The 12,729-nt window shown below is 64.1% G+C and carries 15 protein-coding genes and 1 pseudogene; 10 read left to right on the forward strand and 6 right to left on the reverse strand.

The genetic code is table 11. The annotated features are described in order from the left end of the window. Window positions 1–231 precede the first annotated feature (231 nt). Both LB529_RS20735 and LB529_RS20740 read left to right on the forward strand, forming a co-directional pair. Window positions 232–795 carry a carboxymuconolactone decarboxylase family protein gene (locus LB529_RS20735; RefSeq protein ID WP_224712179.1) on the forward strand — a complete coding sequence of 188 codons (564 nt, stop codon included), beginning with the start codon at window positions 232–234 and terminating at the stop codon, window positions 793–795. 138 nt (window positions 796–933) lie between these two features. Beyond that, complete coding sequence (locus LB529_RS20740) at window positions 934–1,773, forward strand: helix-turn-helix domain-containing protein (RefSeq protein ID WP_224712180.1); 840 nt, start codon at window positions 934–936, stop codon at window positions 1,771–1,773. 27 nt (window positions 1,774–1,800) lie between these two features. On the opposite strand, the gene LB529_RS20745 is transcribed toward LB529_RS20740, so the two are convergent. After that, window positions 1,801–2,862 carry an LLM class flavin-dependent oxidoreductase gene (locus tag LB529_RS20745; RefSeq protein ID WP_224712181.1) on the reverse strand — a complete coding sequence of 354 codons (1,062 nt, stop codon included), beginning with the start codon at window positions 2,860–2,862 and terminating at the stop codon, window positions 1,801–1,803. A gap of 228 nt (window positions 2,863–3,090) precedes the next feature. Between LB529_RS20745 and LB529_RS20750 the strand changes: the two genes are divergently transcribed. Beyond that, on the forward strand, window positions 3,091–3,519 hold the full coding sequence (locus LB529_RS20750) for a DUF6481 family protein (RefSeq protein WP_095769468.1): 429 nt from the start codon (window positions 3,091–3,093) through the stop codon (window positions 3,517–3,519). A 74-nt stretch (window positions 3,520–3,593) separates the two neighbouring features. On the opposite strand, the gene sugE is transcribed toward LB529_RS20750, so the two are convergent. Both sugE and LB529_RS29045 read right to left on the reverse strand, forming a co-directional pair. Then, window positions 3,594–3,908, reverse strand: coding sequence for a quaternary ammonium compound efflux SMR transporter SugE (gene sugE / locus LB529_RS20755; RefSeq protein WP_140544826.1), 315 nt, complete (start codon window positions 3,906–3,908; stop codon window positions 3,594–3,596). Window positions 3,909–4,095: 187 nt separating this feature from the next. Beyond that, window positions 4,096–4,221, reverse strand: a complete 126-nt coding sequence (locus LB529_RS29045) for a hypothetical protein (RefSeq protein ID WP_095769470.1) — start codon at window positions 4,219–4,221, stop codon at window positions 4,096–4,098. A 198-nt stretch (window positions 4,222–4,419) separates the two neighbouring features. Here LB529_RS29045 and LB529_RS20760 point away from each other — a divergent pair, with 198 nt between their 5' ends. Beyond that, a complete protein-coding gene (locus tag LB529_RS20760; protein ID WP_224606653.1) occupies window positions 4,420–5,379 on the forward strand; it encodes a cation diffusion facilitator family transporter in 960 nt (319 codons plus the stop codon). 35 nt (window positions 5,380–5,414) lie between these two features. Continuing rightward, window positions 5,415–5,819 (forward strand): GFA family protein, encoded by a 405-nt coding sequence (locus tag LB529_RS20765; protein ID WP_140845317.1) that lies wholly within the window; start codon window positions 5,415–5,417, stop codon window positions 5,817–5,819. Window positions 5,820–6,068: 249 nt separating this feature from the next. Here LB529_RS20765 and LB529_RS20770 read toward each other — a convergent pair whose 3' ends face one another. After that, window positions 6,069–7,322 (reverse strand): DNA recombination protein RmuC, encoded by a 1,254-nt coding sequence (locus tag LB529_RS20770; protein ID WP_224712182.1) that lies wholly within the window; start codon window positions 7,320–7,322, stop codon window positions 6,069–6,071. Between the two features lie 103 nt (window positions 7,323–7,425). Between LB529_RS20770 and def the strand changes: the two genes are divergently transcribed. The 5 genes and pseudogenes from def (at window position 7,426) to truA (ending at window position 10,477) form a co-directional block, all read left to right on the forward strand. Next, window positions 7,426–7,956 carry a peptide deformylase gene (gene def, locus LB529_RS20775; RefSeq protein WP_224712183.1) on the forward strand — a complete coding sequence of 177 codons (531 nt, stop codon included), beginning with the start codon at window positions 7,426–7,428 and terminating at the stop codon, window positions 7,954–7,956. 108 nt (window positions 7,957–8,064) lie between these two features. Beyond that, window positions 8,065–8,193, forward strand: a pseudogene (locus LB529_RS20780) (plasmid stabilization protein); the annotation flags it as partial. A 57-nt stretch (window positions 8,194–8,250) separates the two neighbouring features. Continuing rightward, a complete protein-coding gene (gene fmt / locus LB529_RS20785) occupies window positions 8,251–9,186 on the forward strand; it encodes a methionyl-tRNA formyltransferase (RefSeq protein ID WP_224712184.1) in 936 nt (311 codons plus the stop codon). After that, window positions 9,183–9,689, forward strand: a complete 507-nt coding sequence (locus LB529_RS20790; protein ID WP_224712185.1) for a GNAT family N-acetyltransferase — start codon at window positions 9,183–9,185, stop codon at window positions 9,687–9,689. Before fmt ends, LB529_RS20790 begins: the two co-directional genes overlap by 4 nt. Window positions 9,690–9,712: 23 nt before the next feature. Beyond that, the gene (gene truA / locus LB529_RS20795; RefSeq protein WP_224712186.1) at window positions 9,713–10,477 is read left to right on the forward strand and encodes a tRNA pseudouridine(38-40) synthase TruA; all 765 of its coding nucleotides are present in this window, start codon (window positions 9,713–9,715) and stop codon (window positions 10,475–10,477) included. Between the two features lie 338 nt (window positions 10,478–10,815). Here truA and LB529_RS20800 read toward each other — a convergent pair whose 3' ends face one another. Then, window positions 10,816–11,421, reverse strand: coding sequence for a transporter (locus tag LB529_RS20800; protein WP_224709311.1), 606 nt, complete (start codon window positions 11,419–11,421; stop codon window positions 10,816–10,818). 2 nt (window positions 11,422–11,423) lie between these two features. Further along, a complete protein-coding gene (gene dapE / locus LB529_RS20805) occupies window positions 11,424–12,623 on the reverse strand; it encodes a succinyl-diaminopimelate desuccinylase (RefSeq protein WP_224712187.1) in 1,200 nt (399 codons plus the stop codon). Window positions 12,624–12,729 lie beyond the last annotated feature (106 nt).

Raw genomic sequence — 12,729 nt, forward strand, 5'->3', positions numbered from 1 at the left:
AATGAATGCATGGCAGGCTTTTGGGCGAAACGCGGGAGTTCCGGGCAAGGTTCCATGAGCCGGCTGTCCGCGGCATCGCACATGCGGTCGCGCTATTACATGACGTGTAATTGAGCCGCTGCGTCGGCCAGGCCTAATACGGGGCAGGCTTTTGCGACGACAGAGCAGAAGGCTGACGCGGCGACAACTTCGTCCGCGCGATCACATCCGATTTTGCAAGAGGACGTTACAATGCAAAGGTTCAACCTCCAGACGATCGGCTCGGCACCCGAAAAATCCAGGCCTGCGCTCAAGGCGTTGGAAGAGAAGTTCGGCTTTCTTCCGAACGTCATGGCGACTATGGCCAACAGTCCGGTGCTTCTCAACGGATTCGTCGCCACCTTCGGCAGTTTTCACGGCGGCAGCTTCGATGAAATCGAAAAGCAGGTCCTGCTGCTTACCAATGCGGTGACGATCAAGTGCCCCTGGACCGTTGCCGCGCATTCGACATTCGCCATCGAAGACGGCATCAACGAGGGCGAAGTCCAAGCGATCCGAAAGGGCAGGCTGCCAGCCAACCCGAAATACGCGGCGCTCTCGGCGTTGACGAAGACGTTGATCGAAAAAAAGGGAAACGTCACCGATGCCGACATCGATGCGTTCACCGCGGCGGGTTACTCGAAAGCCCAAGTTCTGGAGGTGGTGACCGGCGTCGGCGTTTCGACAATGGCGGCAACCACGACCAACATGGCAGGTACGCCGATCGAGGAGCGCTTCCGGGCGCAGGCATGGTCTCCGCTCGCGGTGGCAGCCTGACCCGCATAAAAACCGAGACCTGGAGCGCGACGCACTTCAGCGTGATTGGCGGCGCATGGATCGGCACGATCCCTGCGCCGCCAAAACTTGAGCCGGATTGAAGCGTATCGCAGCGGCGGTGCCCGAGGATTGCTGACCATGAACCCGTCGAATATCAGGACAGGCATGACGCCCGATCTGGGTGTGCTCTTGCGCCACTGGCGCGATTTGCGCGGCACAAGCCAGCTCGATCTGTCGCTTGATACCGGCATCTCCCAACGACAGATCAGCTTCATCGAAAGCGGACGCAGCGTGCCCAACCGCGAAACCCTGATGGCTATCGCCCGGGGGCTCGATGTGCCTTTACGCGAGCGTAACACATTGCTGCTCGCCGCGGGCTATGCGCCGATGTTTTCCGAAAGCGCGTGGGATTCAGTGGAAATGAAAAGCGTTACCGACGCCCTGACGCGCATCCTGCGGCAGCACGAGCCCTTTCCAGCAGTCGTGATGGATCGCTACTGGAACGTGCTCATGGCCAATGAATCCGCGCCGCGCTTCTTCGGCTGCTTCATCGACATGTCCGCCCGCCAGGGACCGCGCAACATGTTGCATCTGATGTTCGATCCGCAAGGCATGCGTCCGTTCATCGCCAATTGGCCCGATGTCGCCAGGAGCTTGTTCGAGCGTGTCTATCGCGAATCCATCGGCCGCGTTGTCGACGAGAAGACGAAGGCCCTGCTGGCGGAATTGCTCGCCTATCCGGATGTTGAAAACGAATGGAAAAACCCGGTGGCACTGGGCTTCACGCCAGTCATTCCGCTGGGGTTCGTCAGGGAAGGCAGGGTTCTCAACTACTTTTCAATGGTCACCACGGTCGGGACGCCGCAAACCGTCGCTGCCCAGGAACTGCGTGTCGAGTGCATGTTCCCGGCCGACGAGGCAACCGAGACGCTTCATGCCGAAATGATGGCCGTCGGCGCCGGGCATCCAGCGGCCTAGCATCTGGAGACCGGCGTCGACTGCCGCTCAGTCGACCGGCGCCGCGATGGCGGGCGCGGTTTTGGCCGTCTCCTTGCGCACGACCGGCGCCACCCTGGTGCCGTAAAGCTCGATTGCCTTCATGATCTTGGCGTGCGGCATGGTGCCGATCGCCATCTGCAGCAGGAAGCGGTCGTTGCCGAAGATCTTGTGCTGGGCGACGATCTTTTCCGCCACGGCCTCAGGATTGCCGACGAAGAGGGCCCCACTGGGACCCCGCGCGTGATCGAAATGCGCGCGCGAGGTCGGGCCCCAGCCGCGCTCGCGGCCGATGCGGTTCATCACCTCGGCCTGCGGTCCGTAGAAATCGTCGGCCGCCTGTTCGGTCGTCTCGGCGATGAAGCCGTGCACGTTGATGCTGGTGGCGAGCCTGGCCGGATCGTTGCCGCCGCGCCGCGCCGCCTCGCGATAGATATCGAACAACGGCGCGAAACGCGCCGGCTCGCCGCCGATGATGGCCAGCGCCAGCGGCAGGCCGAGCACGCCGGCGCGCGCGGCGGATTGCGGCGTGCCGCCGATGGCGATCCAGACCGGCAGTTTTTCCTGCAACGGACGCGGATAGACGCCGCGGCCGTTGATCGGCGCGCGCAGCTTGCCCTGCCACGTCACTGTCACCTGGTCGCGGATGGCGAGCAGCAGGTCGAGCTTCTCGGCGAAGAGCTCGTCATAGTCCTCGAGATTGTAGCCGAACAGCGGGAAGGATTCGATGAAGGAGCCGCGCCCGGCCATGATCTCGGCGCGGCCGCCGGACAGAAGGTCAAGCGTCGCGAATTGCTGGAAGACGCGCACCGGATCGTCGGAGGAAAGCACCGTGACCGCGCTGGTCAGATGGATGCGCTTCGTGCGCTCGGCCGCCGCGGCCAGCGCCACCACCGGCGCCGAGGCGGCATAGTCTGGACGGTGATGCTCGCCGAGGCCGAACACGTCGAGGCCGACCTGGTCGGCCAGCTCGATTTCCTCGACGAGGTTGCGCAGCCGCTCATGCGGGCCGATCGCGCCGGGGCCCGGCTCCGGGCTGACATCGGCGAAAGTGTAGAGACCGAGTTCCATCTGGTTGCGTCCTCAATGTTCATGTCAGCATTTGTCGTCGGCGCTAGAGGTAACCATCCGCCGTTCTGCCCGCCAGACGCGCGGTCTGTGAACAGTGCATCGCGCTGCCGGGCCGTATCCCTGCGGCAACAAGCCCGGATTTTTCATGGCTGCCATACCGTTTTGGCGCTTGAACTTGGCGCTTTCACGCGTATGTAAGCGTCGCGAATAGACTGCAGGGAAGTACACTTGGCTATCTACAGGGAAAAAGACATTTTCGAGCGGCGCAATGCCGCGAACGAGGCAAAGAAGGCGCTGCTTGAGCGCTTCAAGGCAAAGCCGGCGGCGGATGATCCGACAGTGCTGGCTCGCCAGGCCGAACGCAAGGCGATCCTTGAGGCCCGCGCCATCCGCGAGGCGGAAAAGGCAAGGCTGAAGCAGGAAAAGCTGGCACGCGAAGCGGCCGAGAAGGCCGAGCGCGAGGCGATTGCCGAAGCGGCGCGTCTCGCGGCGGAAGCGGCGGCGGCCGAAGAGGCCAAGCGCCGCGAGGCCGAGGAATCCGAGCGCATCGCTTTCGAGCTTGCCGATGAGGCCGCGCGCAAGGCCAAGCGTGACGCACGCTACGCCGCCCGCAAGGCACGTGTCGGCCGTACGCCTCCGGGCTTCTCCGCCCGCTAGGTTCGGATTCGTTGGAACATTAAGTCAGGGTCGCCGAAAGCGGCCCTGAACGTGTTTGTGCTACGGATAGCAGGCTAGGCGACCAGTTTCAGCCCGACGATGCCGCAGACGATCAGGCCGATACAGGCGAGCCGGACGATCGTCGCCGGCTCGCCGAGCAGCCAGATGCCGAGCAGCGCCGTGCCGACGGTGCCGATGCCGGTCCACACCGCATAGGCCGTGCCGACAGGCAGCGTCTTCAGCGCCAGCCCGAGCAGGCCGAGGCTTACGATCATCGAGGCGATGGTGAGAAGGGTCGGCAGCGGCTTGGAGAAGCCGTCGGTATATTTGAGGCCGATGGCCCAGCCGATCTCGAACAGGCCGGCGAAGAAAAGAAAAATCCAGGACATCGAAGACACTCCGTCATTCCAGCATCGCCTGAGATGCTTGGCGGCGGGTCGTCCCGGCCGGTTTTCGGGGAAGCGAGGTCGTCCTCGCCCTTTGATATGGGGTGGCCTCGATCAACAAAACACCGGCAGCATTGTCATGCCGCCGGTTCAAAGTCAGCATTGAGCCGGGTCGGCCGAATTCGGCCGCTTACTTTTCCTTGATACGCAACGCCTTGACCGGCGGCGCCTTCGGAGCCGGGGCCGCGGCGGGCTTCTTGGCGTCCTTCTTCGGCTTGCGGGCTTCCTTGCCCGCCTTCATCGCACCTTTAGCCATGATTCGCTCCTCCGATTGTGGACGTGCGAGTGAAACAAGAGAAATGCCCGGCTGCAAGAGGCTGTGCTGCTTTGCGAAGCCGGTCGACCGGCTGTCAACCGATTTCCGGGCACAGCGCGGTTCGAAACCTCGCACGGGCTGGTGCATTGTCTGTGAGGCGGGCCGCTAGGCTCGGGCGCGGGGCAGCTCGGAGATCGCATGGCAGGACATAGCGGGTCGAGACGGGTGATCTACGCCGCGCTCGCCGGCAATTTGGCGATCGCGGCGACCAAATTCGCGGCGGCCGCCCTCACCGGTTCGTCCGCCATGCTGTCGGAAGGCGTGCATTCGCTGGTCGACACCGGCAACGGCGCGCTGCTCCTCCACGGCATGCGCCGCGCCGCACGGCCGCCCGACCGCACCCATCCGCTCGGCCACGGACGCGAGCTCTATTTCTGGAGCTTTATCGTGGCGCTTCTGGTGTTCGCGCTCGGCGCCGGCATTTCCTTCTATGAAGGCGTCATCCACATCATGGCGCCCGAGCCGTTCGTCAACGCCAAGGTCAACTACATCGTGCTTGCCCTCTCCTTCGTCTTCGAAGGCAGCTCATGGCTGTTAGCGCTGAAGGAGTTCCGGCAGCAGAAGGGCAAGCAAGGCTGGCTGCAGGCCGTGCAATCGAGCAAGGATCCCAGCGTCTACACGGTGCTGTTCGAGGACAGCGCCGCGCTGCTCGGGCTGGCAGTCGCTTTCGCCGGCATCCTGTCGGCCCAGCTTCTCAAAATCCCCGAGCTCGACGGCCTCGGCTCGATCGGCATCGCCATCATCCTCGGCGCGACCGCCATCTTCCTGGCGCGCGAGAGCAAAGGGCTGCTGCTTGGCGAACCTGCCTCATCCGAAGTGCAGAAGAAGGTGCTGGCGATCGTCCAGGACGATCCGGCGGTGCAGCGCGCGAACGGAATCCTGAGCGTCCATATCGGGCCGGAGGAAATCGTCGCGGGCTTGAGCATCGAATTCGAGGATCATCTCAGCGCGCCCGATATCGAGGCCTGCGTCGAGCGCCTGGAAGCCAGGCTCAAGAAGGAAATGCCGCAAATATCGAGGCTCTTCGTCAAGCCGCAGGCAACTGGCACATGGGAGCGGCGGCGCAAGGCCATGGCCGAGGCCTCGGAGGAGGGATAGATTTTGACAGCGCGAACTTGTCAGGAGGAAGGCCTATGAAGATCGACGGCGGATGCCATTGCGGCGCGATCGCCTATGAGGCGGAGGTCGATCCGGAAAAGACCTCGATCTGCCACTGCACCGACTGCCAGCAGCTGACCGGCACAGCCTTTCGCGTGACCGTCGGCGCGCCGGAAGAGCATTACCGGATTACCAAGGGCACACCGAAAGTCTATATCAAGACCGGATCCAGCGGGGCCAAGCGCGCGCAGGGGTTTTGCGGCGAATGCGGATCGCATCTTTATGCGACGTCGGTTGGCGATGGACCGAAAATCTATGGCATTAGGGTGGGCACGGCGCGCCAGCGCGACCAACTGGTGCCGAGAAGACAAGTCTGGCACCGCTCGGCGTTGCATTGGCTGCCGGAGTTTGAAGGCATGGCGACCATCGAGGAGCAGTAGCACTGTCGGATCGGCCCGTTGACGGAAGCCTCGGCGATTGGCTGACTGTTTCGCGCCTTCGTCATCCTCGGGCATGACCCGAAGATCCATGCCGTGACCGATATGAGGGGCTCGGCGGAGCAAAATTCTTAGCCGTCTCAATGCGTTAGCCTCATGGCATGCAAGTGATCGGCGTTCCAGACAATCTCCAAGGGATGCGACCTCGCCAGCGAAGGAAGAATCGGTCGTTCCAACATCGGCGTCGAGCGACTACTCGTCGCCCTCGACGACGCGCAGCCTGAGCTGACCCGTCTTGGAGTCCGCTACCCGCGAACCGCCTTCGGCTTTTGGCGCTGCGCTTCGCGCGGCCTCGGTCTCGCCTTCCGCGAATTCCAGCGCCTCGATCTTCTGGCCGCGCTTGGTCACCTTCGACGTCGACACCAGGATGTCGTCGATGTCGCGCGCCGCCTGGCCGAAATGTGTCTGCAGCCGACGTACCCGCTCGTCGACCCGCGCCACATCCTCCATCAGGCGGATGACCTCGCCCTGGATCAGATGCGCCTGCTCGCGCATGCGCGCGTCCTTGAGGATCGCCTGGATCACCTGGATCGACAGCATCAGCAGCGAGGGCGAGACGATGACGACGCGAGCGCGATGCGCCTTCTGCACCACCGCCTCGAAATTCTCGTGGATCTCGGCGAACACCGATTCCGACGGCACGAACATGAAGGCGGTGTCCTGTGTCTCGCCCTGGATCAGATATTTTTCGGCGATATCGCGGATATGCACCTCGATGTCGCGCCGGAAAGCCTGCGCCGCCGCCTTCTGCATGTTCTCGCCCTCGGCGGCGCGGATGGCGTTCCACGCCTCCAGCGGAAACTTGGCGTCGATGGCGAGTGACGGCGCGCCGTTGGGCATCCGCACCAGGCAATCGGGCCGGCTGCCGTTGGAGAGACTGGCCTGGAACTCGTAGGCGCCGTGCGGAAGGCCGTCGGCGACGATCGCTTCCATCCGCGACTGGCCGAAGGCGCCGCGCGTCTGCTTGTTGGAGAGGATAGCCTGCAGCTGCACGACCTGGCCGGCCAAGGACTGGATGTTGCCTTGCGCGGTGTCGATCACCGCCAGCCGCTCCTGCAGCTTGGCCAGGCTCTCATGCGTCGACCTGGTCTGCTCGGCCATGGTCTGGCCGAGGCGCCCGGTCATGGCGTCGAGCCGTTGTCCGAGCGACTGGGTGAGCTCGGCCTGCCGCGCCCCGAACACCTCGGCGATCGCCCCCATGCGCCCCTGCATCTCTGCCTGCGCTTGCATGATGTCGGCCATCCTCGCCTCAGCATCGCGGGCATGGTCGGCGGCTTCGGCGGCCGCCGCCGCGCGTGCCCCGGCCGCGCGCCACAAGGCGACGACGAGCGCCACGGACAGCGCAAGCAGAAGGATCGCGCCGAAAGCCAGCGCCTGGCCAAGCGTCACGGTCGTGGCGCCAAGCCGCGCGATGGGCTCGGAAAGGACGGAGGTCATGTCGTTCATTTGGGCAGCATAACCGATTCGGCCTCCTGGCACAGATCAAAACGTGAACAGGTCAAAGATGCCCCGGTTGACGCTTTTCAAGCGAGGTCTTAGGTGAGACGCCATGTCGATCAAGCCGCTCATCATCCTTCCCGATCCCGTCCTGCGCCAGGTTTCCAAGCCGGTCGAGCGCGTCGATGCCGATTTGCGCAAGCTCGCCGACGACATGCTGGAGACCATGTATGACGCGCCGGGCATCGGCCTCGCGGCGATCCAGGTCGGCGAGCCGCGGCGGCTGCTGGTCATAGACCTTGCCAAGGAAGGCGAGGAGCCTCAGCCGCATGTCTTCGTCAATCCGGAAGTGCTCGAAAGTTCCGACCAGCGGTCCGTCTATGAGGAAGGCTGCCTGTCGATCCCCGACTATTACGCCGAGGTCGAGCGCCCGGCTTCGGTGCGGGTGAAGTATCTCGACCGCGACGGCAAGCTGCAGGAGATGCAGGCGGAAGGCCTGATGGCCACCTGCCTGCAGCACGAGATGGACCATCTCAACGGCGTTTTGTTCATCGACCACATCTCGAAGCTCAAGCGCGACATGGTGGTGCGGAAGTTCAAGAAGCTCGCCAAGGACAAGGCGCCGGGCAAGATGGTGGGCTAGGCGACGCCTTTCCGCGCCTGAAAGAACCCTGGATCATGATATCAGTCGAAGGTTTCGATGGGCGACACCCCGATCAGCAACATTCCTGAACCTGGCCCAAAGCCACAAGTCTCCACATGGGATGCGATCCGCAGCGCATTCGTGTCTGAAGACGCGATCAGCGACGAATTTGCCGATATGATGAATGAGATCGAGGCTCAGAGGAAGCGCGATTTCGGCCGCGATTTCGACGATTGATCGAGATTCGCGAAAGCAAGCGCCAAAGCGGGCGGTAGGAAGAGGAGCACATCCGTCATGCCGCTTCGCGTCATCTTCATGGGCACGCCGGATTTTTCCGTGCCGACCTTGCGCGCCATCGCCGAGGCCGGCCACGAGATCGCGGCCGTCTACACCCAGCCGCCGCGCGCCGCCGGCCGGCGCGGGCTGGAGCTGACGCCCTCGCCGGTGCAGCGCGAGGCGGAGCGGCTGGGGCTCGACATTCGGACGCCGACGTCGCTGAAAAGCGAGGCCGAGCAGCAGGCTTTCGCAGCCCTGCAGGCCGATGTCGCCGTGGTCGTCGCCTACGGCCTGCTGCTGCCAAAGGCCGTTCTGGACGCGCCAAGGCTGGGCTGCCTCAACGGCCATGCCTCGCTTTTGCCACGCTGGCGTGGTGCTGCTCCCATCCAGCGCGCCATCATGGCCGGCGATACCGAGACCGGCATGATGGTCATGAAGATGGAAGAGGGTCTGGACACCGGGCCGGTGGCAATGGTTGAAAAAGTCGCCATCGCGCCCGACATGACAGCCGGCGAATTGCATGACCGACTGATGATTCAAGGCGCTTCGCTGATGGTTGAGGCGCTTGCGCAGTTGGGGATAAATTGTCTGACATTTACCCAACAGGCAACGGCAGGGGTGACCTACGCCCGAAAGATCGATAAATCGGAGACACGCGTAGACTGGACGCGGCCTTCTGGCGAAGTCCACAATCACATTCGCGGCCTCTCGCCCTTTCCGGGCGCGTGGTGCGAGGTCGACATTGGCGGCCGCATGGAGCGGCTGAAACTGCTTCGCTCGACGCTCTCGGATGGCGTCGGCGAGTCGGGAGGAATTCTCGATGACGGGCTGACGGTCGCCTGCGGGACAGGCGCGGTCAGGCTGGTCGAAGTTCAACGGGCGGGCGGAAAGCCTGCCACTGCGCAGGAGTTTTTGCGCGGAGCCAAGATCGAAAAAGGAACGAAACTCACATGAGCATGATGTCGATACGCGCGGCGACGCCGCGGGATCGCGAGGCGATCCGCCTCGTCGAAGAACATGCCTTTGGCCAGCAGGCGGAAGCCGGCCTGGTCGACGCGCTTGTCACCGGCGGCGATGCTGTCGTCGAGCTGGTTGCAGAGGAAGACGGGCAGGTCGTCGGCCATATTCTTTTCTCGCGACTGTTCGTTCAGAACGGCACCAAGCAGTTCGCCGCCGTTGCGCTGGCGCCGCTGGCGGTCGAGCCGTCGTTCCACGGTACCGGCATCGGCGGCGCGCTGATCCGCGAGGCGCATGTCCGCCTCAAGGAAGCCGGCGAGATGCTGGCCGTGGTGCTGGGCGATCCGGTCTATTATGGCCGCTTCGGCTACAGCCATGCCCGCGCCGCAGGATTCGAGAGCGAGTACCAGGGCGAGGCGCTGCAGGCGCTGGCCTGGGGCGACGCGCCCGAGACCGGCAGGCTGGTCTACGCTTCCGCCTTTACCGCTTTAGCCGCCTAGGCGAGCGGCAAGCGCCGCAGGACATGCCGCGTTTTCGGCTCGACATCGAGTATGACGGCAGCCAATTCGCCGGCTGGCAGCATCAGGCCGACCAGCCCTCGGTGCAGCAGGCGATCGAGCAGGCGATCGAGAAGTTCTGCGGCGAAGAGGTAAGAATACGTGCCGCCGGCCGCACTGATGCCGGCGTGCACGCCACTGCGCAGGTCGCCCATGTCGACCTGGCCAAAGCGTGGTCGGGCGACAAGGTGCGCGACGCCGTCAACGCGCATCTGCATGCGGCCGGCACGCGTGTCGCCATTCTGAAGGCCGCCGTCGTCGCCGACGGTTTCGACGCGCGGTTTTCCGCCACCGGCCGGCATTATCTTTATCGCATCCTCAACCGCCGGGCGCCGGCGGCGCTGGAAAAGGGCAAGGTCTGGTGGGTGCCGAAGCGGCTCGACGCCGAGGCCATGCATGAGGCGGCCAAGGTGCTGCTCGGAAAGCATGACTTCACCACCTTCCGCTCAACCCAGTGCCAGGCCGAAAGCCCGGTCCGCACGCTTGACCGCCTCGACGTCAGCCGCGATGGAGACTTCATCGAGCTGCGCAGCTCGGCGCGCTCTTTTCTGCACAACCAGGTTCGCTCTATGGTCGGCTCGCTGAAGCGCGTCGGCGACGGCTCCTGGCGCGCCGCCGATCTCAAGGCGGCGCTCGAAGCGCGCGATCGCGCCGCCTGCGGCCAGGTAGCGCCGCCGGATGGGCTGTTTCTCGTTGGGGTGGATTACCCGGAGACAGAGACGGCCAAGTGAAAGCCTCTCAGTCTGCCAATGACGCGAGGCAATTGTTTCAGCTTCGAACTTGTGCTGGAGACGGGAATTGTCGGCGTCGGCGCTGCCCCTCATCGCCCTGCCGGGCACTTCTCCCCGTATAGTGACGGGGAGAAGGGGCTGGCCGCAGCGCCGGCTTCCTTCCTGCACCGTTAGCGATTGGCGAAGCCGCGGATGACAGCGCCCCTCTCCCCGTCACTATACGGGGAGAGGATGCCGGCAGGCAGGTGATGGGCAGCGCTGACTTTGAATGGTGAAAAACGAGGGGTGGATTCAAATCCGAAGCGACTGTTCTGGAAACAGCCGCCCCCGCTGCAACGTCAACCCGTCGTACCGTCCGGTATGTCGATGCCGAGCAGCGCCTGCAGGCCGAACAGGACCAGCAGCGAGGCAACGAACATGCCGATGAACACGGCCGTGCCCACCGCGGCGCCTTTGCCGATGGTTGTATTAGTCATGCGCCAGGTCAGCACCATCGACAGGGCGAACAGCGCCAGCGACACGAGACTGCTGACCTCGCTGGCGGAAGGCAGGAGCAGCCTGAGCAGCGCCGAGGGCAGCATCAGCCAGGCGATGATTGCCGACGCCCAGTTGGACGCAACGACATAGTGGACGAAGCGGCCGCCGATGCCGGCGCGGGGCGCCACCAGCGCAAGCGCCACCAGCGGCAGCACCCAGGAGCCGATATCGACGGTCGCCAGCCTTATCAGCATGCCGAGGCGCCCGGCGAAGGCATCGGGGTCGCCGACCTCATTGGCTATCCCGACCCAGCCGACGATCAGCGCCGGCGCCGCCACGACGATGGCAAAGAAGGAATTCCAGAAACCGTCGGCCGAAAGGTCGAGCAGGCGCAGGCCATCAGCCTTGCCGAACATCAGCCGCCAGGCGCCGGCCAGCGAAGCATAGGTTTCATCTGCCGAAAGCATGGTCACGAAGGGCCTTGTCCGAACCAGTCTTCGATAAAGCGTTCGTAGATTTGCGTCAGCGTCTCGAGGTCGGCAAGCGCGACGCGCTCGTCCACCATATGCATGGTCTTGCCGACCAGCCCGAACTCGACCACCGGGCAATAATCCTTGATGAAGCGCGCGTCCGACGTGCCGCCGGAGGTGGAGAGCGCCGGCCTCTTGCCGACCACCGCCTTGACCGAACCGCTCAGCGTATCGATCAGCTTGTCGTCGCGGGTGAGGAAGACATGGCTCGGCCGGTCGCGCCAGACAAGCTCGTAGTCGACCGGCGCCTTCTTGCCCGGCCGGTATTTCTTGCGCCCGGCGGCCTGGTCGAGCCGGTTGTGGATCTCGGCCTGGACCGATTCGGCGTCCCAGGTGTCGTTGAAGCGGATGTTGAAAATGGCCGTCGCCTTCGCCGGGATGACGTTGGTCGCCGCATTGCCGACATCGATCGACGTCACTTCGAGGTTGGTCGGCTGGAAATCCTTCGTGCCCTTGTCGAACACCGGATGGAGCAGCGCGTCGACCAGGCTCATCAGGCCACGCACCGGATTGTCGGCAAGCTGCGGATAGGCGGCATGGCCCTGGCGTCCGTTGACGGTCACGCTGCCTGACAGCGAGCCGCGCCGGCCTATCTTGATCATGTCGCCGAGCGCATCGGGATTGGTCGGCTCGCCGACGATCGAGGCGTCCCACTTCTCGCCCTTGGCCGCTGCCCAGTCGAGCAGCTTGGTGGTGCCGTTGATGGCCGGACCTTCCTCGTCGCCGGTGATCAGCAGCGACACCGAGCCTTTCGGGCCGCCATTCTGCGCGACATGGCGCGCAACCGCGGCGATAAAGCAGGCGATGCCGCCCTTCATGTCGACGGCGCCGCGGCCGTACATCTCGCCATTGGCGATTTCGGCGGCGAAGGGCGGATGCGTCCAGGCCGCCTCGTCGCCCACCGGCACCACATCGGTATGGCCGGCAAACATCAGATGCGGGCCGTTGCCCGAGCGCCGCGCATAGAGATTTTCGATATCCGGCGTGCCGTCTTCAGAGAAGATTGGACGCTCGACCGAAAAGCCGAGCGGCTTCAGCATGTCTTCAAGGGCCGCAAGCGCGCCACCCTCGGCGGGCGTCACGGACGGGCAGCGGATCAGGGCGGCAAGATTCGCGGCGGGATCGGTAGGCAATGTCATGGGCAAAGCGATAGTCGAAAGCGTTTGTCGTGTCACGGTGGCAGATGATCGCCGCTCATGCCGCCGACAATATGGTTTTCATGACGGTAAATGCATGTCGCCCGCA

Source organism: Mesorhizobium sp. CA5 (assembly GCF_020165105.1).
Classification (GTDB): Bacteria; Pseudomonadota; Alphaproteobacteria; order Rhizobiales; family Rhizobiaceae; genus Mesorhizobium.

What these genes read in the sequence shown, in the direction of transcription:
- LB529_RS20735 (WP_224712179.1), top strand. Translation starts at nt 232, where the DNA reads ATGCAAAGGTTCAACCTCCAGACGATCGGCTCGGCACCCGAAAAATCC.
- LB529_RS20740 (WP_224712180.1), top strand. Translation starts at nt 934, where the DNA reads ATGAACCCGTCGAATATCAGGACAGGCATGACGCCCGATCTGGGTGTG.
- LB529_RS20745 (WP_224712181.1), bottom strand. Translation starts at nt 2,862, where the DNA reads ATGGAACTCGGTCTCTACACTTTCGCCGATGTCAGCCCGGAGCCGGGC.
- sugE (WP_140544826.1), bottom strand. Translation starts at nt 3,908, where the DNA reads ATGTCCTGGATTTTTCTTTTCTTCGCCGGCCTGTTCGAGATCGGCTGG.
- LB529_RS29045 (WP_095769470.1), bottom strand. Translation starts at nt 4,221, where the DNA reads ATGGCTAAAGGTGCGATGAAGGCGGGCAAGGAAGCCCGCAAGCCGAAG.
- LB529_RS20760 (WP_224606653.1), top strand. Translation starts at nt 4,420, where the DNA reads ATGGCAGGACATAGCGGGTCGAGACGGGTGATCTACGCCGCGCTCGCC.
- LB529_RS20765 (WP_140845317.1), top strand. Translation starts at nt 5,415, where the DNA reads ATGAAGATCGACGGCGGATGCCATTGCGGCGCGATCGCCTATGAGGCG.
- LB529_RS20770 (WP_224712182.1), bottom strand. Translation starts at nt 7,322, where the DNA reads ATGAACGACATGACCTCCGTCCTTTCCGAGCCCATCGCGCGGCTTGGC.
- def (WP_224712183.1), top strand. Translation starts at nt 7,426, where the DNA reads ATGTCGATCAAGCCGCTCATCATCCTTCCCGATCCCGTCCTGCGCCAG.
- fmt (WP_224712184.1), top strand. Translation starts at nt 8,251, where the DNA reads ATGCCGCTTCGCGTCATCTTCATGGGCACGCCGGATTTTTCCGTGCCG.
- LB529_RS20790 (WP_224712185.1), top strand. Translation starts at nt 9,183, where the DNA reads ATGAGCATGATGTCGATACGCGCGGCGACGCCGCGGGATCGCGAGGCG.
- truA (WP_224712186.1), top strand. Translation starts at nt 9,713, where the DNA reads ATGCCGCGTTTTCGGCTCGACATCGAGTATGACGGCAGCCAATTCGCC.
- LB529_RS20800 (WP_224709311.1), bottom strand. Translation starts at nt 11,421, where the DNA reads ATGCTTTCGGCAGATGAAACCTATGCTTCGCTGGCCGGCGCCTGGCGG.
- dapE (WP_224712187.1), bottom strand. Translation starts at nt 12,623, where the DNA reads ATGACATTGCCTACCGATCCCGCCGCGAATCTTGCCGCCCTGATCCGC.